Origin of the sequence: Alkalibacillus haloalkaliphilus (assembly GCF_007991275.1) — a bacterium.
Classification (GTDB): Bacteria; Bacillota; Bacilli; order Bacillales; family Alkalibacillaceae; genus Alkalibacillus; species Alkalibacillus haloalkaliphilus.
On sequence record NZ_BJYA01000004.1, the window covers coordinates 26,990 to 47,560 of the forward strand.

The 20,571-nt window shown below is 36.1% G+C and carries 22 protein-coding genes and 1 pseudogene; 9 read left to right on the forward strand and 14 right to left on the reverse strand.

What is annotated here, in order from left to right:
• The first annotated feature begins 109 nt into the window (after window positions 1-109).
• Together AHA02nite_RS05470 and AHA02nite_RS05475 are read left to right on the forward strand one after the other, a co-directional pair.
• A complete protein-coding gene (locus tag AHA02nite_RS05470) occupies window positions 110-976 on the forward strand; it encodes a metallophosphoesterase (protein ID WP_246118819.1) in 867 nt (288 codons plus the stop codon).
• A gap of 106 nt (window positions 977-1,082) precedes the next feature.
• Window positions 1,083-1,679, forward strand: coding sequence for an SCO family protein (locus AHA02nite_RS05475; RefSeq protein ID WP_146815180.1), 597 nt, complete (start codon window positions 1,083-1,085; stop codon window positions 1,677-1,679).
• 38 nt (window positions 1,680-1,717) lie between these two features.
• Here the strand turns inward: AHA02nite_RS05475 and AHA02nite_RS05480 are convergent, their stop codons facing one another.
• Together AHA02nite_RS05480 and AHA02nite_RS05485 are read right to left on the reverse strand one after the other, a co-directional pair.
• On the reverse strand, window positions 1,718-1,909 hold the full coding sequence (locus AHA02nite_RS05480) for a hypothetical protein (protein ID WP_017185880.1): 192 nt from the start codon (window positions 1,907-1,909) through the stop codon (window positions 1,718-1,720).
• A 77-nt stretch (window positions 1,910-1,986) separates the two neighbouring features.
• Window positions 1,987-2,334, reverse strand: a complete 348-nt coding sequence (locus AHA02nite_RS05485) for a hypothetical protein (protein ID WP_146815182.1) — start codon at window positions 2,332-2,334, stop codon at window positions 1,987-1,989.
• A gap of 76 nt (window positions 2,335-2,410) precedes the next feature.
• On the opposite strand from AHA02nite_RS05485, the gene AHA02nite_RS05490 reads away from it, so the two are divergent.
• On the forward strand, window positions 2,411-3,565 hold the full coding sequence (locus AHA02nite_RS05490) for an aminotransferase A (protein WP_146815184.1): 1,155 nt from the start codon (window positions 2,411-2,413) through the stop codon (window positions 3,563-3,565).
• A gap of 75 nt (window positions 3,566-3,640) precedes the next feature.
• On the opposite strand, the gene AHA02nite_RS05495 is transcribed toward AHA02nite_RS05490, so the two are convergent.
• Window positions 3,641-3,808: an aspartyl-phosphate phosphatase Spo0E family protein gene (locus AHA02nite_RS05495; RefSeq protein WP_146815186.1), complete on the reverse strand. Its 168-nt coding sequence runs from the start codon at window positions 3,806-3,808 to the stop codon at window positions 3,641-3,643.
• A 315-nt stretch (window positions 3,809-4,123) separates the two neighbouring features.
• Between AHA02nite_RS05495 and lepB the strand changes: the two genes are divergently transcribed.
• A complete protein-coding gene (gene lepB / locus AHA02nite_RS05500; RefSeq protein ID WP_146815188.1) occupies window positions 4,124-4,633 on the forward strand; it encodes a signal peptidase I in 510 nt (169 codons plus the stop codon).
• A 36-nt stretch (window positions 4,634-4,669) separates the two neighbouring features.
• Here lepB and AHA02nite_RS05505 read toward each other — a convergent pair whose 3' ends face one another.
• From AHA02nite_RS05505 to AHA02nite_RS05515, 3 genes are all read right to left on the reverse strand, one after another.
• Window positions 4,670-4,810, reverse strand: coding sequence for a YvrJ family protein (locus AHA02nite_RS05505; RefSeq protein WP_017187109.1), 141 nt, complete (start codon window positions 4,808-4,810; stop codon window positions 4,670-4,672).
• A 75-nt stretch (window positions 4,811-4,885) separates the two neighbouring features.
• Complete coding sequence (locus tag AHA02nite_RS05510) at window positions 4,886-5,104, reverse strand: DUF2922 domain-containing protein (protein WP_146815192.1); 219 nt, start codon at window positions 5,102-5,104, stop codon at window positions 4,886-4,888.
• 14 nt (window positions 5,105-5,118) lie between these two features.
• Window positions 5,119-5,343, reverse strand: coding sequence for a DUF1659 domain-containing protein (locus AHA02nite_RS05515; RefSeq protein ID WP_146815194.1), 225 nt, complete (start codon window positions 5,341-5,343; stop codon window positions 5,119-5,121).
• 494 nt (window positions 5,344-5,837) lie between these two features.
• Here AHA02nite_RS05515 and AHA02nite_RS05520 point away from each other — a divergent pair, with 494 nt between their 5' ends.
• The 3 genes and pseudogenes from AHA02nite_RS05520 to AHA02nite_RS05530 all read left to right on the forward strand — a co-directional run.
• On the forward strand, window positions 5,838-6,938 hold the full coding sequence (locus tag AHA02nite_RS05520) for a hypothetical protein (protein ID WP_218025402.1): 1,101 nt from the start codon (window positions 5,838-5,840) through the stop codon (window positions 6,936-6,938).
• A gap of 11 nt (window positions 6,939-6,949) precedes the next feature.
• The gene (locus AHA02nite_RS05525; protein WP_146815197.1) at window positions 6,950-8,122 is read left to right on the forward strand and encodes a S1C family serine protease; all 1,173 of its coding nucleotides are present in this window, start codon (window positions 6,950-6,952) and stop codon (window positions 8,120-8,122) included.
• A 93-nt stretch (window positions 8,123-8,215) separates the two neighbouring features.
• Window positions 8,216-8,317, forward strand: a pseudogene (locus AHA02nite_RS05530) (YjcZ family sporulation protein); the annotation flags it as partial.
• Between the two features lie 183 nt (window positions 8,318-8,500).
• Here the strand turns inward: AHA02nite_RS05530 and AHA02nite_RS05535 are convergent.
• From AHA02nite_RS05535 to AHA02nite_RS05555, 5 genes are all read right to left on the reverse strand, one after another.
• Entirely contained in the window at window positions 8,501-10,468 is a 1,968-nt protein-coding gene (locus AHA02nite_RS05535) for an EAL domain-containing protein (protein ID WP_146815199.1), read from the reverse strand.
• A gap of 48 nt (window positions 10,469-10,516) precedes the next feature.
• Window positions 10,517-11,893 carry a TrkH family potassium uptake protein gene (locus AHA02nite_RS05540; protein ID WP_146815201.1) on the reverse strand — a complete coding sequence of 459 codons (1,377 nt, stop codon included), beginning with the start codon at window positions 11,891-11,893 and terminating at the stop codon, window positions 10,517-10,519.
• Window positions 11,894-12,091: 198 nt separating this feature from the next.
• Window positions 12,092-12,520 carry a YwpF family protein gene (locus tag AHA02nite_RS05545; protein ID WP_146815203.1) on the reverse strand — a complete coding sequence of 143 codons (429 nt, stop codon included), beginning with the start codon at window positions 12,518-12,520 and terminating at the stop codon, window positions 12,092-12,094.
• Window positions 12,521-12,583: 63 nt separating this feature from the next.
• Window positions 12,584-13,117 carry an HD domain-containing protein gene (locus AHA02nite_RS05550; RefSeq protein ID WP_146815205.1) on the reverse strand — a complete coding sequence of 178 codons (534 nt, stop codon included), beginning with the start codon at window positions 13,115-13,117 and terminating at the stop codon, window positions 12,584-12,586.
• Window positions 13,118-13,274: 157 nt separating this feature from the next.
• Window positions 13,275-14,651, reverse strand: coding sequence for an MFS transporter (locus AHA02nite_RS05555; protein ID WP_246118821.1), 1,377 nt, complete (start codon window positions 14,649-14,651; stop codon window positions 13,275-13,277).
• A gap of 151 nt (window positions 14,652-14,802) precedes the next feature.
• On the opposite strand from AHA02nite_RS05555, the gene AHA02nite_RS05560 reads away from it, so the two are divergent.
• Window positions 14,803-16,284: a methyl-accepting chemotaxis protein gene (locus AHA02nite_RS05560; protein WP_146815207.1), complete on the forward strand. Its 1,482-nt coding sequence runs from the start codon at window positions 14,803-14,805 to the stop codon at window positions 16,282-16,284.
• Window positions 16,281-17,018 carry an oxygen-insensitive NADPH nitroreductase gene (gene nfsA, locus AHA02nite_RS05565; protein ID WP_146815209.1) on the forward strand — a complete coding sequence of 246 codons (738 nt, stop codon included), beginning with the start codon at window positions 16,281-16,283 and terminating at the stop codon, window positions 17,016-17,018. Before AHA02nite_RS05560 ends, nfsA begins: the two co-directional genes overlap by 4 nt.
• Before the next feature lie 32 nt (window positions 17,019-17,050).
• On the opposite strand, the gene AHA02nite_RS05570 is transcribed toward nfsA, so the two are convergent.
• The 3 genes from AHA02nite_RS05570 to AHA02nite_RS05580 form a co-directional block, all read right to left on the reverse strand.
• Window positions 17,051-18,673: a BCCT family transporter gene (locus tag AHA02nite_RS05570; protein ID WP_146815211.1), complete on the reverse strand. Its 1,623-nt coding sequence runs from the start codon at window positions 18,671-18,673 to the stop codon at window positions 17,051-17,053.
• A gap of 94 nt (window positions 18,674-18,767) precedes the next feature.
• The gene (locus AHA02nite_RS05575) at window positions 18,768-20,081 is read right to left on the reverse strand and encodes a DUF4179 domain-containing protein (RefSeq protein ID WP_146815213.1); all 1,314 of its coding nucleotides are present in this window, start codon (window positions 20,079-20,081) and stop codon (window positions 18,768-18,770) included.
• Window positions 20,071-20,568, reverse strand: coding sequence for an RNA polymerase sigma factor (locus AHA02nite_RS05580; protein WP_146815215.1), 498 nt, complete (start codon window positions 20,566-20,568; stop codon window positions 20,071-20,073). Before AHA02nite_RS05580 ends, AHA02nite_RS05575 begins: the two co-directional genes overlap by 11 nt.
• Window positions 20,569-20,571: the final 3 nt, after the last annotated feature.

Sequence of the window (20,571 nt, forward strand, 5' to 3'; positions counted from 1 at the left end):
ATTTTTCAAAATTTTATGTCAATATCATTTACATTTTCATGACAAGGCCAACACTGGTGGTAAACATGGTATAATGAATACCAAGAATACATAAGGGATGGCTATCACTATGACGAGATTTATGACAAGAAGATCATTTTTAAAAAGAGCAACCATTGGGACTCTCGGGACGGTTGCAACAGTCTATGGTGGTTACTATTACGCACATGATGTAGAACCATTTTGGCTTAAAGTACAAAACAACGATGTCCGCTCCCACAGAATCCCTAGTTCGTTTAACAATTTTAAAATCGTTCAATTTACCGATACACACATCGGTTTTCAATATCGAAACAAAGATTTAAAGAAATTAGTCAATGCTATACAAAACCAGCAACCTGACTTAATCGTTTTTACTGGGGACTTAACTGATGATCCATCACTCATTTCAAGCGACAAATATAGAGAGATCATTGACCAATTAAGTCGATTAGAAGCTCCATTCGGAAAGTTTTGGATCTATGGCAATCATGACCATGGTGGCTATGGAACAACAACGATTTTAAACGTAATGAATGATTCTGGGTTTAAATTATTGAAAAATGACACAGAACAAATAGAAATAGAAAATGATTATATTAATTTATCCGGTTTAGATGATATTTTACTTGGTAATCCTAGACCTGATCAGTTAATTAACGATGAGAATGAAGGAAGTTTTAACGTTTTGTTATGCCATGAACCGGACTATGCTGATGATATTGTTCACTTACCTTTTGACCTACAACTGTCAGGACATAGCCATGGCGGACAAGTTCAAATCCCGTTTTACGGTTATGTTGTAACACCAGCATTAGGGCAGAAATATGTTGAAGGAAAACATACATTAGGGGATCGATTGCAACTTTTCACATCACGAGGAGTCGGGACAACACGCCTTCCATTTCGGTTTTTATGCCGCCCTGAGATCAACGTCTACAACTTAAAACAAGCTTAATTTAACCCTTGTCAATAAATTGTTAAAATATGCTACACTTTCGGTCTTATTTTAATGATTCGACATGTTACAATATGAGTTGACGAGGAAATGGAGTTGATCAAAAATGTTTAAACACCGCAAAATAATATACGGGTTAAGTTTAATCGCAATTGCAATACTTCTTGCTGGTTGTAATGGTAGCGAAGCAAGTGAAATTGACTCAGAAATTAATATTGACATTGAACATTTCGAATACACAAACCAAGATGAAGAAACAGTAACCTTAGATGACTTAGAAGGTACATACTGGGTCGCTAATTTTATATTTACAAATTGTAATACAGTTTGCCCACCAATGACATCAAATATGGCAAACCTCCAACAAGAAGCTGAAGACCAAGACCTTGACGTACGGTTTGTTTCTTTCTCAGTTGACCCAGAATACGATGACCCTGATACTTTAAAAACATTCGCCAATCAATTTGATGCAGATTATTCGAATTGGGACTTTTTAACGGGATACTCGCAAAAGGAAATTGAAAGCTTTGCAGCGAGTTCTTTCAAACTACTCGTTTCAAAAGTAGACGGGCATGACCAAGTTAGTCACGGGACATCATTCTTTATCGTCGACCCAGAAGGAACAGCTATTAATAACTATTCTGGAACAAGCTCTGAAGAAATGGACCAAATTATTGATGACTTAAACATCTTGTTAGATTAATAACAAAAAGGATTCGTGCATTCAGCACGAATCCTTTTTTAATCATTCCTTATAACTAAGTAGACGATAAACCCAATAAACGGAAAGAAAATTGTCCCGAACAATACAATCATCGCATATTCATTACTTTTCCCTTTGCGCTTAGCATCGCGATAAGACCACACACTTGAAACGATATTTAAAACGAACAAAATTAAGACTAATAATAAAGCAAATATTATAAACTCCACTTCAAAATCCCCCTTATACTTGTACCATTATATGACAAACATAAGAAGGTATGAAACTATTTTTGTCGAAAATTCAATTAAGATGTCGTATTTCTGTTACGAATAAATTGTGATAAACTTTTACTGACTGAGTAGACCATCAAACATAATCCAAATCCACTGACCGCAATCAGTAAGCTTAATGTTAACTCTTTCATTCCTGTAGCACTACTAACAATTGAATGATTAGTAAAATATAAGTATCCAACTATTATAATGAACATCGTAGTACTTGCAATCCAATAAGTTAGTGTATGTAAGCACTGCTTGCTCATCCAAAATTGGATTAACGGTTTAATTAAAAAGTATAGCGAGATCATCATAACTAAAAACAATACAACAAATAAAAGATTGCCCATGATAAAATCATATAATTGATTAAACATCCACATCCCCTCCTACAACCATTATCAACGGTTGTAGCCTCTTTTAAACATAATAGAGAAAGCTAGGTGCATTTACATGGAACAATACATTAACAACAACGTTAAAAATATCGAAATATCTGGTATTCGCAAGTTCTTCAATTTAGTTTCTGGAAAAGAAGATGTCGTATCACTAACAATTGGCCAACCAGATTTTAATACACCAGAACATATTAAAGAAGCGACAAAACAAGCAATCGACGATAACCAAACAACTTATACACCAAATGCTGGTATTTTACCTCTACGCCAAGCCATTCATGATGTCACAAATGAGAAGTACGGCCTTAATTACGACTCTGAAGATGAAATTATTGTGACCGTTGGAGCTTCACAAGCAATCGACGTAACGTTAAGAACTATTATTAAACCTGGTGAAGAAGTGTTATTACCTGGTCCTGTATACCCTGGTTATGAACCACTCATTAAACTAGCTGGTGGTGTTCCAGTTCATATAGACACACGTGACAACGATTTTAAAATGACAGCACAGCTGATTAAAGAACACATTACAGACAAAACAAAATGCGTGATTTTACCGTACCCATCTAACCCTACTGGAGTCACATTAACAGAAGATGAATTAGAAGAGATTGCTCAATTGTTAAAAGACCAACCAATTTTCATCTTAGCTGATGAAATATATAGTGAACTGACCTACAATGAACCTCACGTATCAATCGCAAGTTTTGAAGAAGTTCGTGAACAGACGATTGTCATACAAGGTGTATCTAAGTCGCATTCTATGACTGGGTTTAGAATCGGTTATTTACTAGCGGACCGCAGTATTCGTAAGCATATTCTAAAGGTTCATCAATATAACGTGTCCTGTCCAACTTCAATTAGCCAATATGCTGCATTACAAGCTTTAACCGTAGGGAAAAATGATAGTGAAATAATGTGTCAATCTTATGCAGAGAGACGCGCTTACGTGCTAAAGCGTTTGAAACAAATGGGATTAGACGTTGTTGAGCCAGATGGCGCCTTTTACGTATTTCCTAAGCTTAAAGTTTCCGACCACACTTCATTCGACTTAGGTTTACGTTTAGTAGATGAGGCTGGATTAGCACTTGTCCCGGGAGACGCATTCAGTGAATACGGCCAAGGATACATGCGCCTTTCATACGCTTATAACATGGAAGTGCTTGAAGAAGGTTTAAATCGATTAGAAGACTTTCTTTCTAAACAATAACTTAAACACAGAAAAGCCCACTGGACCGACAGTGGGCTTTTCAATTTCCTTATAGCGTATATTATGCTTTATTCATTAATCAATAATTTGTTTTCGGCTTTGAGGATCTAGTTTTAAATATTCATTAATTAATGAATCTAACTCTTGTGATAGCCTCACTGATTCACAACTCGTATACCCTTGTTCAGATGCTACATCAATCATCTGTTTACGCAAGACTTCTATTCTTCTCTCTAAATATATTAAACGCTATTGATCTTTCAATGGACCATTTCCCCCTCAAAAAACACGTTAACCTAATTAGAATATTTTATTGCCAAAATTCGGATATGTCAAAGGTTTAATCAAAATAAATTTAATTTGTTAAATGATTTTAATATAATGTTAACAAAATATTAAACAAGTCATTAACCTTTAACTAGTATATTTATAAAACATTTGGTATGTTGAAATTACTTTAACGAATATACTAATTATATGATAGGATATATATAACAAGCTATTGTAAGAAAAGTACATATAATTATAAGTAAGCATTGTGAGAAAGGAAGAGTCCCTTTGAAAAGAGAAATATGGGAATGGACAAAAGCGATCGTAATTGCTTTAGTCATTGCATTTATTTTACGCACTTTTGTCTTTGCAACTTCTGTTGTTGAAGGTGCTAGCATGGACCCTACTTTAGAAAGTGGAGAGCGCGTCATATTCAACAAGGCTGTATATATTATCGACGAGCCTGATCGTGGTGATATCGTCATTATCCAACACCCTCATAAAAATTATGTTAAACGTGTTATTGGATTACCAAATGAAACACTTGAAGCACGAGACAACGTTTTATATATAGATGGAGAAGCTGTTGATGAGGATTATCTAACCGACCACGAATTAGAGGGAACAGGCAATATCGATCCAATTGAAATACCAGATGGGCAGTATTATGTCATGGGTGACAACCGTGAAATTAGTAAAGATAGCCGAAATGGTCTTGGGTTAATTGAAGGTGAAGACATTATTGGCCGTTCAGAAGTGATTATCTTTCCTTTTGGCAACATGTCGTTTACGAGATAAACAAAATCCCGCCACTAAATTGTGACGGGATTTTGTTTATTTATCGACTAATATTGGTAAGTTCATAATTGAGTCGTTGAGCTGTTCAAGTTTCTTCTCAATTCGATGTAACAAATAAAAAGTCACCAAAATCGGGAAGCCAACCTCAGGAACCCAAGTAATCAATGTCTCAAACAATACTCTCTCCACCTTTCTGATCCTTGTAAAAAGAGAGGTGACACAAATGGTGCCACCTCCCTCTTCAATACATCATTAATCTAAAGATACTTCTTCTACGTTACGTTCAACTACTTGTGCATGGGCGATTTCAGTTAAAGGATATGATGCAGAAGTGAAAATATCTTGTTCTAAAATTGTGTCCATAGCTTGCTTAACCTGCTCTGGATCTACTGGCTCTACAGGATTTTCAACACTAATAGTTGCCAATCGTCCTTGTTCATTTCTAAACCTTAGTTCTAAACGTTTACTCATTTAAATTCCCCCTCTTATTCATTATCTAGTAATAAAGACTGATCATTTCGTAATGCCTCATATAGCGGGTCTTGTCGAAGCTGAGATAGAACTTGTGCTACAGCAATTACAGCGTCGTCTTCTGCCTCAGGCTTAACGTTGTTATAACTTCGACGTGAGATCACCTCTTCCCCATGTTCATCAATTCCTGTTACAAATAGTAACTGCAGTTGACTGTTAATTTTTTGGACATTTTCCATCTTGTCAACCTCCTTTCACTTCCATAATCGTTCATAAATAAAAAAAGTGTGAAATGTTTTGAAACATTTCACACTTTTCATTCGTCTAATATTAAGGATGTTGCTTTAATTAGTTTTTAACGTTATCGATATAACAAGATCCGATAAAGTATGCAATGACACCTAACGAAACAATACCCATAGTTAGTTCAATTGCTTCCACAGCGGTGCACCTCCTAGTTCATCATTTACGAGTTTTACTATTACTATTTTAGCAAAAAATTTAGCCTTTGAATATTATCATCTCATGAAACTTAAAATTAATGAAGTACAAACAACATTTTTGAACAAATTGTAACATTTAGTTATTAAATACTACTCAATTTCTACAATATTCGTGTTAAAATTTACATATAAGAAAGGAACGCAATAGGTGATAGATTATGATGTACTGTCCAAGATGTGGATCAAAAACAAAAGCTGAAGAATCATACTGCGTAATATGTGGAGCGCAGTTGCCTAAAGACATAGACGAACGTGCACAAGGACAAGGGATTAACCGTTGGTGGTTAACACCTATTGTTACGCTTGTTTGTATGTTAATTGCCGCTATAGGTTTACACTTCTATTTAGAGTACAATAACTCTACCGCTCAATCACTATACGATGAAGGGGTTGAGCATGCTTTAGAAGGCCAATATAGCCGGGCGCAAAGTCTGTTTGAAGAATCACTTGAACATAATCCTAATTATGAAGCTGCTGAAATTAACTATGATTTTATGTCAGTAGCACTTGAAGTTAACGAAAAATTAAATAACGTTGATACGCTCGTTGACCAAGGCGCATTCCAACAGGCAGTCCAAATTACCGAAGAAGCTGAGAGTCAATTAAGTTCATACAATGGTGAAATTATTAACTTCTTATTAGACTCGATACTCGATAAGCGAAATGAAGTTCGGATGAACCAAGTCGAACAACGTCTGGCTGATGACCCTGGAGCTGAAGAGCTTAAAATTCTTCTATGGCAAGTTCAGTCTCTTGAACATGAAGATGCTGAATCACTTGAAGAGATGTTAAGGGAACGCATCGTTAGTCATACAGCAACCGAAGCTAATGAAAAGTTACAAACAAATCAATTTACTGCCGCTATTTCCATCATTGAAGATGGATTACGGTATGCACCTGATAATGAACGTCTCATCAGTTTGAAATCAACCATTGAAAATCAACAATCAGACTTTGAAACACAACAACAAGAACGTATTGCGCAAGCTTTAAATCAATATGAACTAGAACAAGAGCAAAATGAAAATAACGCCATTGATGTAGTCGAAGTTGAAGTAAATGTTAACGATTATGACGAGATGCAAGTGACTGGGGAACTTTTAAGCGTAGCTACAAGACCTATTCATTCAATTTCAGTAACATACAAATTACTAGATGAAGATGAAGAAGAAATTCTAGAAAACGAAACATACGCATTCCCTGATACACTATACCCTGATGAAACAGGTCAGATCGATCATACGCATAGTGACATACCGGAAGATATCGACTTAGACGAAATTACAATTTCAATTGAACAAATCTCTTGGTACCTGGACGGTCAAGAATAGAGGTGAACGAAATGAAATACCAACTGAAAAAAACGGCACCGATCGTTCTTTCAATGGTGATCCTATTAGTTGGAACATATGCTTTAGTCTCTTATTATGACAACTGGACAGAAACAGCAATCGGTTCAGATCAAGCTATTGTTGAACATGTCGCAGATGATGAATCAAACGAAGGCCATGACTTGCAAGAAATAATTCACGAAGCTCAAAAAAGCGTCGTTCAAATCGAAACGACAGGCCCATTTGGCACTAATTTAGGTTCTGGCTTCGTTTATAACGACCGCGGTGACATTATTACAAATGCCCACGTTGTAAAAGATGCTGATTCAGTTTATGTTAAAACATCAGAAGCCCATACTTATCCTGGGGCTGTAATTGGTATTGGAAATTCCGAAGATATCGCAGTTGTTCGTGTACCTCAATTAGCGAACAGTTCAACTTTAGAAATTGATCCAAACTTTGAACCTAATATTGGTGATGAAATATTAGCTGTTGGAAGTCCGCACGGCTTTCAAAATACAGTTACGTTAGGTCACCTGTCAGGAACAGAAAGAGACCTATCAGTTGATGAGCAATACGATTACAATAATTTATATCAAATATCAGCTAACATTACTGATGGTAACAGTGGTGGTCCATTAATTCATGAAGAGACTGGTAGAATAATTGGTATTAACACAGCTGCAACTAATGAAGGTACAATTGGCTTCAGTATCCCAATTAGCCAAATTTATGAGCGTGTATCAATGTGGTCTGACACAGCTAATGACGATGAATTAAGCTATGATGGTGACCCAACTTTATATCAAGATATTGACCCAAATACTTTAGAGGATGACAGTGAATATTTAATCAGTTATTTCTATGAGACATTAAATGTACGTGATTACTTCACAGCTTATTCATTATTGGGTAGTGAATTACAATCAAATTATTCTTATCAAGAATTTAGAGAATTAATCGTACACTCAATTGATATTGATATTAATTCACGAGACACTTTATCTGTTGAAGATGGCATTGCGACATTCAAAGTGAATTCAGATCATGAAATTAGAACAGATGAAGACACACGTGAGACACACCATTTTGAAACAATTTATGAAGTTGGCTACGAAAATGACCAATTAAAAATTCTAAATTTAGAACGTGAGCTTTTATCTAAAACGAGCCATTCAAATTAAATGTTTATTTTTGGGTGAGTAACCATTCAAATAAACATAAGTCACCATATAGATATATTACATGTCTTGGGAGGTGATTTTATGTTCAAACCAGGTTACTCACAGCATGGATATGGCCATGGCTATAACAACTTTGCGTTGATCGTTGTACTTTTCATTTTATTAATTATCGTGGGTGCAACTTTCTACTGCTAACACCTTACAAGTGTATCGAGAGGTTAGATGACTGCTCGCATCAACCTTTTCTCCCTCAAAGTGCAAGAGGCTTATCGTCATAGTTGGAGTGGCGATAACCTCTTACACAATTAATATTCGCAAATTTGAATAGTCCCCTTAAATTAAAAGCTGACCGCATTAATAGCGATCAGCTTTTTCAGTTTATTCATTTAAAAATGTTTTTATTTGTGATTCTGGCATCGGCTTACTAAAGTAAAAACCTTGAACTTGATCACATTTTTCACTCAGTAGAAAATCTAGGTCGGTTTCTTTTTCTACCCCTTCAGCAATCACTTTCAAGTTAAGCGCATGAGATAAATGAATGATCGTTTTAACAATAGCCATATTTTGCTTCGTTTGATTTTGAATAAACATGCGATCAATTTTTATTTTACTTAATGGAAACTGACTTAAATACTTCAATGATGAATAACCTGTACCGAAGTCATCTAATGCAACTTTGACACCAAGGTCGTTGAAATCATTAAGTGTATCAATAATATACCGTTCATTAGACATAGCCATTGATTCAGTAATTTCTAATTCTAAATATTGAGGCTCTAGACCTGTCTCTTCAAGTATTTCGCTAACACGACTTACTAAATGGCGTTGCAAAAACTGTCTTGCAGAAAGATTAACACTTACTTTAACTTTCGGTAACCCTTCACCTTGCCACTTTTTGTTTAGTCGGCAAGCTTCATAAATCACCCAATCACCTATATCTAAAATTAACCCTGTCTTCTCTGCAATTGGGATAAACTGATCAGGTGAAATAGCTCCCATCTCTTTATGTGGCCACCGGCATAGCGCTTCAAAACCGATGATTTCTTGAGATTTCAAATCATACTGCGGTTGAAAATGTAATTCGAAATCCCCATCCTTTAATGCTTTATGTAATTCAGTCTCAAGCTTAAAGCGTTCTTTAAAGCCTTCTTTCAAAGATTGTTTAAAGATTTGATAATCATTTCGGCTTTCTTCTTTTATAACGTGCATGGCCGAATCCGCATGCTCAATTAGTTCTGAAGCTGTTGTTGCAGCTGATTCTGGATAACGACTAATACCAATACTAACAGTTGTATATATTTCGTACCCATCAACCATTAACGGCTTTCGGAATTGATCAATCACCTGTTCTGCTAAAGAGCGTACTTCTTGTTCACCCGCGACTTTACGCTGCAACACTAAAAACTCATCACTCGTCATTCTAGCAATGAACAAATCTTCCCTTAGCATTTGTTTTAGTCTAGAGGCGCACCCCTTTAATAATGAGTCACCAACTTGATAACCGAGTGTGTCATTAATATGTTTAAAATAATCAACGTCTATAAAGTGAACAGCTAATTGCTCCCCGGACTCCTCTGCATTTTTTAACTCCTCTTCAAGTACAAGTTGAAAATAGTTACGGTTAGGTAAGTCTGTCAGTTGATCATAATAAGCCATAAACTCAATTTGCTTTTCATTCTCTACACGTTCCGTAATATTACGAACAATCGCAACACGCAGGCTTGTTTCTTCATTAAATGGTTCTGGCAAAACTTCCGCATAAATAATAGAACCATCTCGTTTAAACCCTCTTAACGGGTAGGGACTATCATGTTGCAACATCTGCATATTTTCATATAAAGCGTTATGATCATCTGCATGTACAATATCGAAAATGGATTTCCCTACTAATTCAGATCTTTTATAACCAATCATGCTAGCAAAAGCAAAGTCACAATCAATTATTTGTCCTCGATCATGCATAATAATACCTTCATACGGGCTACTTCTAGCGTGGTTTAAAGTATAGATTAACGAATCCTTCTTCGATTTTAAACCACCTTCTTTTAGCGTGTAGCACCAATACTGTTCGACTGGTTCACTTTTCATAACAACCAATTTTTCCGGGTTCGTTTTCGTCCAAATAAGATCTTCATTATTCGTTTGTTTCGCGATTACTTCTAAATCAATATAATCGTGTACGTATAACGGATCATTCTCGTTCAATTTTACTTCTAATAATTCTTCTGCAAATTGATTGCCAGCTACAATGTATCCATCTTGATCAACAAAAATAATCGCATCTGATACATTTTCAAAAATCCAATCATGGATAGGCAATTGTAGCTGATCTACTTTTTTGAACACTTTTTTTCCCCCTACTATAATTGCATAGCGTTGTTGGTGCTAGGTTAATTAGCCGATATTAATTTTCTCTTTTGGATAACGGTAACGATCTTTCGTTTTACCTCGATTAAACGAGAATAAAAATGTCAAAATTCCAATACGACCTATTAGCATGAGTCCCATTAATAAAATTTGACTAAAATTGGACAGCTCATTTGTTATGCCCATCGATAAACCAGTAGTTCCGAACGCTGAACTAACTTCAAAAATAATGCTATTTAACGACAGATGCCCATCTAATGCTGTAATGACAATAACAACTGAGAAGAACATTAACATCGCTAACAATGTAACGACGACGGCCTTAAATAAGTCCTCTTCTTCAATTTCTCGCCCGAATATCCGCACGCGATTTCTGCCACTAGCAAACGAAATAATGAATATAATAACTAAAGCAAAAGTAGTCGTACGAATACCGCCACCAACACTACTTGGCGAGGCACCAATAAACATCATTGAAGATAAAAACAATTGCGTCTGAGTAGTGAATTCATTCATATCCATCGTGCTCAGCCCACCACTTCTAGCGGTCGTTGACTGAAACAAACTATAGAAAAACGCTTCATGCCATGTTTTATCGGCAAAGAAGTGATTGAACTCTAAGATCAAAATAACGATCAATGAAAAAGCTAATAAAACAAAATAGGTTAATGATGTTAACTTAGTAAACAGTGAAAATCGTTTTAAGTTACGCTCTTCTTGTGAAATTTGTAAGTACTCTTTAAGTTCGATAAGTACTGGAAAACCAATTGCACCAGCAATTATTAATAAAATATTGATAAATTGCACAAAGTAATCATTCGCAAACGGTTCTAAAGATGCTCCTGTAATGTCAAAACCACCGTTTGTCGTCGCACTAACCGAGGCGAAAAAGCCATGATAATATGCCTGTAATGCACTATCAAAATACGTTAAATAGTATGTACCTAAAATAATAAATCCGATAAACTCAATTGCTAATATGACGATAAACATCTCTTTAACTAATCGAACAATTCCTGCAATCGACTTCGTATTCTGATCTGTCATAATTAGACGTCTTTCTTTGAAGCCAATCTTCTTGCCTAACACAATCCAAATAAGCGTCCCTAACGCCATTACACCTAAACCACCAATTTGGAGTGCTAATGCAATCATAAATATACCAAACACACTAAAAGAATCAGCCGTCTCCACTACTGTTAAACCAGTAACAGTAACAGCGCTAACTGCAGTGAATAGCACTTCCATAAAAGTTAACTGAACACCATCTTTATGTGAGATTGGCAGTGATAATAGAAATGCTGCAACAGACGCTGCTATAAAATAATACAACGAAATAAGTTGCACAGGTGTTAGTTTATCTAAAATTGACTTATTTGGTGTCAGTCGATCCATTCGGCTCATAATACAACTTTCTCCTTAAATTGCTAAATTCCTGCTAAAAATCAAAAATAATGTCGCAAAATGTTCAAAAATGAAATATAGACTATTATGAAGCTATTCTAATGATTTGACAACATCTAATAAAAGTCTTCAAGTGTAAATAAAACCCTATCTGTTCTCCATAACAGATTAGGGTCATCCAAAAAGCTTTATACGTTTTTAAAACAAGTTTTCTTGGTTTTTTTCTTTAAACTTATTTAGTAAAGATACACCTTGGTATCCTGCTTCAATTAAATCTTGTAAAGTCTCTTCTACTTGCTCTCTTTCACGGTTAATCATATTGCCAATTAAGATAACATTCATATGATCTTCTATTTCATTAACGGCTCTAACATTTGCTAAGATCGTCGCTTTAGGATTCGATTCTTTCGTAATTCGCACTTGGGTAACTAGCTCCTGTTCAGCCTCAAGTTTTTGGTTAAAGAAGTCATAATGCTTTTTAGGGATAAATGCCTCAATTAACCAACGAGCCCCTTCGATTTCTTCACGGTCAATAATTAAAGCATCAAAGAAGTCGATGTCTTTACTAACTAATTCTTCTCCCGACTTTTCCAAAATATTAAGCGACACTAATTTAAATGTTTTCATCGAACCTTCCTTTCTTATTCCACCCTTATTATATAGGAAATTCAAGGAAGACAAAAGGTATATTTATGAAATTGATTGATGAGGGCTCTCTTTCTGTAAAATTTCTTGGTCAAGCTGTTTTAACCGCTTCTGTGCTTCATCAATTGTCATCGTCTTATAATGATGTTTGCCCCCTGGTAGCTCTTCCATTTCATCAGCTTCATAGACTACTTCATGTAACGGTGTGCGCATACCCTCAACAGAGAAAGGTAAGTATGAATCCGTATGCAGTAATATTGTCACTGAAATAGCCTTAGCTGTTTCACGATCTTCTCCTAAACGAATCAATAACTTGTGTGCTCTTTCAGCACCTTTAATCGCATGAATATCATGTTTACGATACTCTTGATAATCCCACTCTCCATCGTTATACCATTCATAATGGCCTATATCATGCAGTAAAGCTGACTTGGCAGCTAACTCAACATTAACGCCTCGAGCCTTGGCCAATTTAACAGCTCGTTCAGTTGTGCACACAGCATGATGAACCCCTGAACGTTTAAGGTATTTTTGTGTAATAGGATGATTAAAAATATCGACTAATTCCACTCGTTTCACGACAACCACCCCTTTAAGTTTTTAAAGATTAATATAGCATAGTATGCGGTACTAATTCAATTGTTATTTGTACATGTTACCTTTCAACACAAATGTTAAACATAAAAACGTGTTATAAGGCTCCCTTATAACACGTTTTCTTATACTTTATAAACTTTTAAGCCATCTTCTCACCATCACGATAAACTAGTTTAAACGCAATTAAACCAATTAATACAAGGCCCATAAACGTTAAGAACAAGTTACTATAAACAGCACTTTCTCCAGATAACGCCAAGAAATTCACCGGATTTTCTGGTCGAAATAGATCAAGCACAACACCTGCAATAGCACCACTTAAAGCACCCGAAACAAAGTTCAATAAGTTAAAAACACCCATTCCAACACCCGTTTCGTGTTTAGCTAACAAGTTTGCTAATAAATCTGCACCTGATGCTTGAACTAATGGGAAGCACATCATCGGGAAAATCAACATTAAACTTATGATTAATGGACTTAAACCGACTGTAGATGAAACAATTAGAAAACCAGTTGATAATAAAGCTAAGCTCGCTAGGTACACTTTCCTAGCCCCTTTTTGATCAACAAGTCTCCCTCCTTTTCTTCCAATTAACGCAGCGCTTATAGCACCTGGGAACATCACTAAACCAATCTCCATCGTTGATAAACTATAAACTTCACGTAGCATAATTGGAACAGTGAACATAAGACCGAATAGACAAGCTACTGCTAAGAAACTCGTCAAAATCGCCACCAAATAGTTACGACTCTTAAATAAATGTGGTGGAATAAATGGATTTTTCGCCTTAAACATACGAAGTACCGCTAAAATACCAAACCCGATTGCGATATATAAAGAATAAACAAAGCCTAATGTAATTCCAATTAACGTTGAAGCAATCGTTACGCCGACTAAGCTAGCCCCTAAATAATCTAACCTTACATTGACCGTCTCTTCATCTGGTAAGTTTTTAAGCAGAAATGGTAGTGTCACGATCATTAAAGCCGATGTTAAAAATAAAAATTGCCAAGATAAAAAGCCAGCAATAACACCGCCTAAAATAGGGCCAATCCCAGAGGCAAAAGCCATGACAGATGCAATAATCCCTAATATTTTACCCCTTTCATTCGGGAAGTAGCGAATAGGTGCAATAAAAGCAATCGCAGGCATCATCGAACCGCCAATTGCCTGAATTACCCTTGCTACAAGTACAAAATAATAATTCGGTGCAAGAAATCCGATAATAGAACCAATCGCAAAAACCGTTAGTCCAAATGTGATCAACTTCTTAAAAGCTACTGTGTCAGCTAACTTTCCGTATATTAAAGCCCCGACTGAATACACCATAATGTAACCAGTCATTACCCAGCTTACTTCTGATGGCATTAAATTAAATGCTTCAGCAATGTCTGGGATTGCTATGTTAAACATTGTTCCGTTCATAACCGAAAACATTAAAACGAAACAAATTGAAAACAATAACATTCTAGGGTTCTTTATATCTATTTCATTTTGTTGTTTTATTGTTTCCATATAATATTACTCCTCTCAATTCACCTCATCTATCATATCGGTTAGCTATTAATCTTGCAATAGTTGTGCCTACTTCTACAAAATCCCCAAAAATTTTCCTTTATGTTAAAATAGTGTTATATTAATTGCAAGAAAATTTGGAGGTGTTTGAATGTTTGAGGGGGATATGAGAACAGTTGAACAACAATCGTTACATAACAAAAACAAATTGCTTTTTTGGCTACTGCTAATAATTACAGCGGTCAGCACGATTGCTAATATTTCATCAGGCTTACCAACAAGTGTCATCTTCACCGTTTTATTTGGCGGACTTGGTATATTAGCCATTGCTGGATTTTTAGTCTTTACCGATAAAGCCACTCACGTCGTACCATACATATATGTAATCGGCTTATCAGCACTACTTGGATTCATCGTATTAGAAGCAAGTGTTTCAACACATAATTTCGGTTTAATTTTCTTCATCTTAGTAACATCAGCTATTTATATGTCACTACCACTATTAATTATTGGTTTCACATCAAGCATGGCTATTTATCACAGTCTCGTCATTATGCATGGTGACCTTTTAGACTTACGATATGAAACAGCGCTTTCGTTCATCTTGTTTACTGCGATCATTTTATTTGGTCTTCAAAGAATTACAAAACAAACAGATGATCAATTAGAACAATTGCGTCACGAGAATGAATTAAGGTTCCAAAATGAAGCAAAACAAAAAGAACACATTGAAAAACAAACGACCATTATTAAGAATAGTATGGAAGAAATTGAGTCTCAATCTGATACGAATAGCCAAGCTTTAACTGAAATGAATCGCGCTATTCAAGAAATCGCATCTAGTACTGAAACACAAGCTGATGACCTAACTTCTATAAATGATTCCATCCATCAGACTGCATCGAATATGGACAACATGATGAATCACTTAAACGATATTCAGGAAAATACTAATGAAACATCTCGCCAAGCACAAACTGGCAAAGAAGAATCTGATCAAATGATTGATCAAATTAAAACGTTTGAGTCTAGTATGGATCAAATGCGTGCTACATTTAAAGACTTAACCGAAAAAGTTGAGTCTTCAGCATCATTCATTCAATCGATTAAAGAAATTAATGAGCAAACAGGACTACTTGCACTTAATGCTTCAATCGAAGCTGCTCGTGCTGGAGAACACGGTAAAGGTTTTGCAGTTGTTGCTGATGAAATACGTAAATTAGCTGATCACACTGACAAGACAGCATCAAACATCTCAGATAATTTACATGAAATGAAGCAGACAAATGAAGAAACGGATGAACAAATGAACCAATTACTTTCTGTTTTACAAGATAATATTAAAACGATCCATCAAAGTAGTGAGCGATTCAACCAATTTGAAGATGACACAAATGACCTTCAAAATAAACTGAACCAATTCAGTCACACTGCTGAGCAAGTTAATGAAAGTACATTACGAATTAATGATACAATGGAACAAATCGCTTCTAAAGTACAACAAACAACAGCATCCGTTGAAGAGATTACGGCAACGGTGCAAGAACAAACGAACCAAAATACTCAACTCCATGAAGAGATTGAAAAGACTACAGAAGCGTTACAACAACTAACAAAGGAGTCATCAACATGAATGAAACAATCGAGCTACTTATGAATCATCGCTCTATTCGTAAATTTAAACAAGAGAATTTAACCGATGAACAAATTAAAACGATTATCCAAGCAGGCCAATCTGCTTCAACATCTAGCTATTATCAAGCTTATACCGTGATTGGTATTACAGATGAAAAGTTAAAACAACAATTAAGAGAAGTTAGCGGTCAAGAATATGTAGAACATAATGGCCACCTTTTTGTCTTTTGTGCAGATCTAAACCGGATGTATCAATCACAAGATCAAACAACACAAGAAAAGATGAAAGACAATATCGAGAATACAGAATTTTTCATAATGGCTACCATTGATGCAACATTAGCTGCTCAAAATGCCGCTGTCGCCAGTGAATCGCTCGGACTTGGCATTTGTTATTTAGGTAGCTTACGTAATGACATTAACCGTGTAAATGAGTTATTAAACTTACCACAGTATGTCATCCCGTTATTTGGAATGGCTGTTGGTGTTCCAGATGAGGAGCCTGATGTAAAACCACGATTCGATTTTAATGCCATTTATCACGAAAACGGCTATCAAGATCATACAAAATATGTTGAACAATTTAACGAAACAACTGAGCACTACTATGAAGATCGTTCATTTAACACGAAAATAGACAATTGGAGCAAGCAAGTTGAAAGAAAGCTATCTAAGCCAATGCGCATGGACGTAACAGACTTCGTTAAACAAAAAGGGTTGAACAACCGTTAAAAGGATTAGGGAAACTCCCTAATCCTTTTTTCTTATTCTTCTTTTCCTTTTTTACGATTTCTTCTTCGGCGAATTTTCTCTCTAATCTTCTTATAATCCAGTATGATTGTTTTCGGCTCGTACTGATCATCAGCAATAAGGTCTCCTGTCGTTGTTTTCATAAATGACCAAGCAATTAAGAACATAATAAAGATTAACGGGAAACCACCAATAATACTAGCTGTTTGGAGTGTTTCTAGACCACCTAAGTACATTAAAGCTAACGGTAATAGACATAACGTAAAAGCCCAAAACATTCTATTCCAACGTAGTGGTTCTCCATTTTCGACTTCTTTTTGCGTCACAGATGCTAAAATGTATGAACTTGAATCAAACGTCGTTGCCAAAAAGATAATTGATAAAAAGACAAACAACGCAACCATGACACCAGCAAATGGCAACTGATTAATAATCGAAATGATCGCTGCTGGTGCTCCCTGTTCATTTAACACCGTTATAACATCAAATGAACCACTTAATTGTAAATAAAGTCCGAAATTACCCATGATACCGAAAAACAGTAAGCAACCAATCGATCCGTAAATCATCGTACCTGCGATTACTTGACGAATCGTACGTCCCCGTGAAATTCTTGCAATAAACAAGCCAACAAACGGAGCGTATACAAGCCACCAAGCCCAGTAGAAAATCGTCCATGCCTCAGGAAACCCAGTCGGCTCAAACCCTTGTAATACAGCAAACGGTTCAGTCCATGTACTCATTCTAAAAAAGTTGTCTAAAATTAGCCCCACACTGTTAGTAGTCGTCTCAGCAATAAATAAAGTCGGACCTGTAATAAACACAAAAGCAAGTAAGAAAATCGACAACGCTAAGTTGATGTTACTCAATCGCTTTATGCCTTCTTTTAATCCGACATATGCACTAACAGCAAAAATCGCAGTTACAACTAATAAAACAATTGTTCTTAAAAACATATCGTCTTCGAGTCCAGTTAGATCTGAGACACCACGTGAAATAAGGGGTGTACCAAGAGCTAGCGTCGTCCCTGCCCCACCTATTAATCCGAAGATAAATAGTACATCAATAATTTTACCTAAGAAAGTATCAGACCAACCTTTTAAAAGTGGTCTTAGCGTTTCACTAATTTTAATAATTGGTGTTTTCCTTACGTAGAAAAAATACGCCATTGGAAGGGCTGGTAAAGCATATATAGCCCAGGCAATAGGCCCCCAATGAAAAATCCCGTACGTTGAAGCCCATTGAATCGTTTCTAATTGTTCATCAGTTGGGCTGAGTCCAAACGGTGGTCCTTGATAATAATAAGCCCACTCAATTGTACCCCAATAAAGAATACTTGAACCAATCCCAGCACTAAATAACATCCCTGCCCATGCAGGCGTGCTGAATTCAGGCTTCTCATCTTCTTCACCTAATTTCACTTGCCCATTTTGACTAAAAGCTACGAAAATTAAAAAGAAAAAGATTGCTAGTCCCATTAATAAATATAAAAACCCGAACGTATCTGACATGAATGCATTCACATCAGCAATGACTTCAGCGCCCGCTTCTGGAAATAAAACAAGCGGGACAACGACTGATAATATGACAACAAAAGATATTATAAACGTCGGCCAATCAACTAATTTTCTACCCATTATAAAAGTCTCCTCTTTAATGTTGTGTTATATAGCATAAATCAAATGGTCGAATTTATTAGTGCAAATTAAAAACCTCCGAACAAGTCGGAGGTTAGTTAAGATCAATTTGCGTTGGTTCATTAATCCAATTTGGATAAAAAACCATATTAACTCTAATCGGATTCATCTCTGGTGTCACATTGTCATCAAGAGAATGAGTCAACACTTGCATTTGATCATCTCTACTATAAGAGTGGCTACTACTTGAAATTTCATTGCCTTTATTGTCATACACTTGACCGAATGGCCCAAATCTAAACTCGTCACCTTCTAAATAAAGACGATAACCACTCTTTGAGTACCTTTCAACTTTTTCAAATGCACCGAGCGGGTCATGCACAATTTCTTCTGATTCAAGATCTAACTCAAGGTACGTGTTGTCAACTGGTACAGCCTGCATTTTATCAAGTGCTAGCGTCAGCTCTTCATACGTTTCAAAGTAGTTACTTTGAAGAAATACTGAAAAAGTCCCGTCTTCATTGGAGTGCCAATTACCACTGCCTGTAACGCCATTTTGTATCCTCGCCCAAGCCACGCCATTTTCATTCAACAACCTCAAGTCCTCAAAGCGTAGTAATGCCCATTCAGAGTCATCAGGAATTTGTACAACGACTTCAGTTCGAAGTGGGTTAACCATAACTTCAGAAATCATATAGTCATCTGTACCGACTTTAAACGATTCGTTCACATCGTAATGAACAGGGTCCGGTTGATGATCAGCTTCAAAAGATACTTTAAACTCTTTTTCAAGTCCACCCTCCGCCTTTACTTTACCTTTCAACACAAATTCTGTTTGTTCAACTGGTTCACTAAAGAACACTTCACTATCCTCTGTATAAGTTGTGACATCTTGTTGTGATGGCATACCAAATGAAAGTGTTGCAATCGGCAAATCTTCTCCATCAGCTGAATTTATTTCAACATCTGTCAGTCTCAATTGTTCGTATGGTTGTTCTGTTTCAATAGTATGATAAATTACAAGGCCATATTGATCTCGTATGACACCATCGATCGTCAAGTCGACTTCACCATGTGAAACTGTCCGACCGATCTCTTCAAAATGCCCATGTGACAATGCTGCTTGTCGACCTTTATCCCATTTTACAAGTTCAACTATATGTTCAAAACCTGGAATCTTCCCGACTTGTTCAGCAAAGACAGGTGACGTATTAACACCGACAATAAAAGTAAAAGCAAAAATAATTGCTGCTATTGCTGAACGCCAATTACGAACCGTCCGCTTTTTTCTCTTCAAGTTTTGTTTAAAACCTTCATCAATCGTCTCTTTCAACAGTTCATCAGAAACGGTCGTCTCTTGATAACTTTCTGCCCATTTTTCTACCCTTTTTTCAGTATTACGATCCATTCTGATAACCTCCTTTCTCAGAAAGAGTTTGACGTAACTTCTCCAAACAGACGTGAATTCGTGATTTCAACGTTCCTTCAGCAACTCCGTAGTAATGTGAAAGCTCAGTATATGTATAACCATGAAAATATTTAAGAAAAATGAGCGTCTGTTCTTTTGAATCCAACTCTTGAATCGCCCAATCTAATAATAGTTGTTCAGAGAAGTCAGCTTCACGATCGTTATCCTCATAGACCGTTTGGACAAAACGAGCATTTTTCCTTAAAACATCTTGGCAATAGTTAATCATGATTCGAATAAGCCACGTCTTCGTATATTGCGTTTCTCTTAGTTGCTTCCTTTTTTTAAATGCGCGAAACGTCACTTCTTGTACAGCTTCAAGGGCTGCTTCTTCTGATTTTAAAAAAGCATATGCTGTTTTATATAAGTCATGGCGAAATGCTTGAACGACATTAATAAACCGTTCTTCATCTCTTTTTTTCCCCAAGCT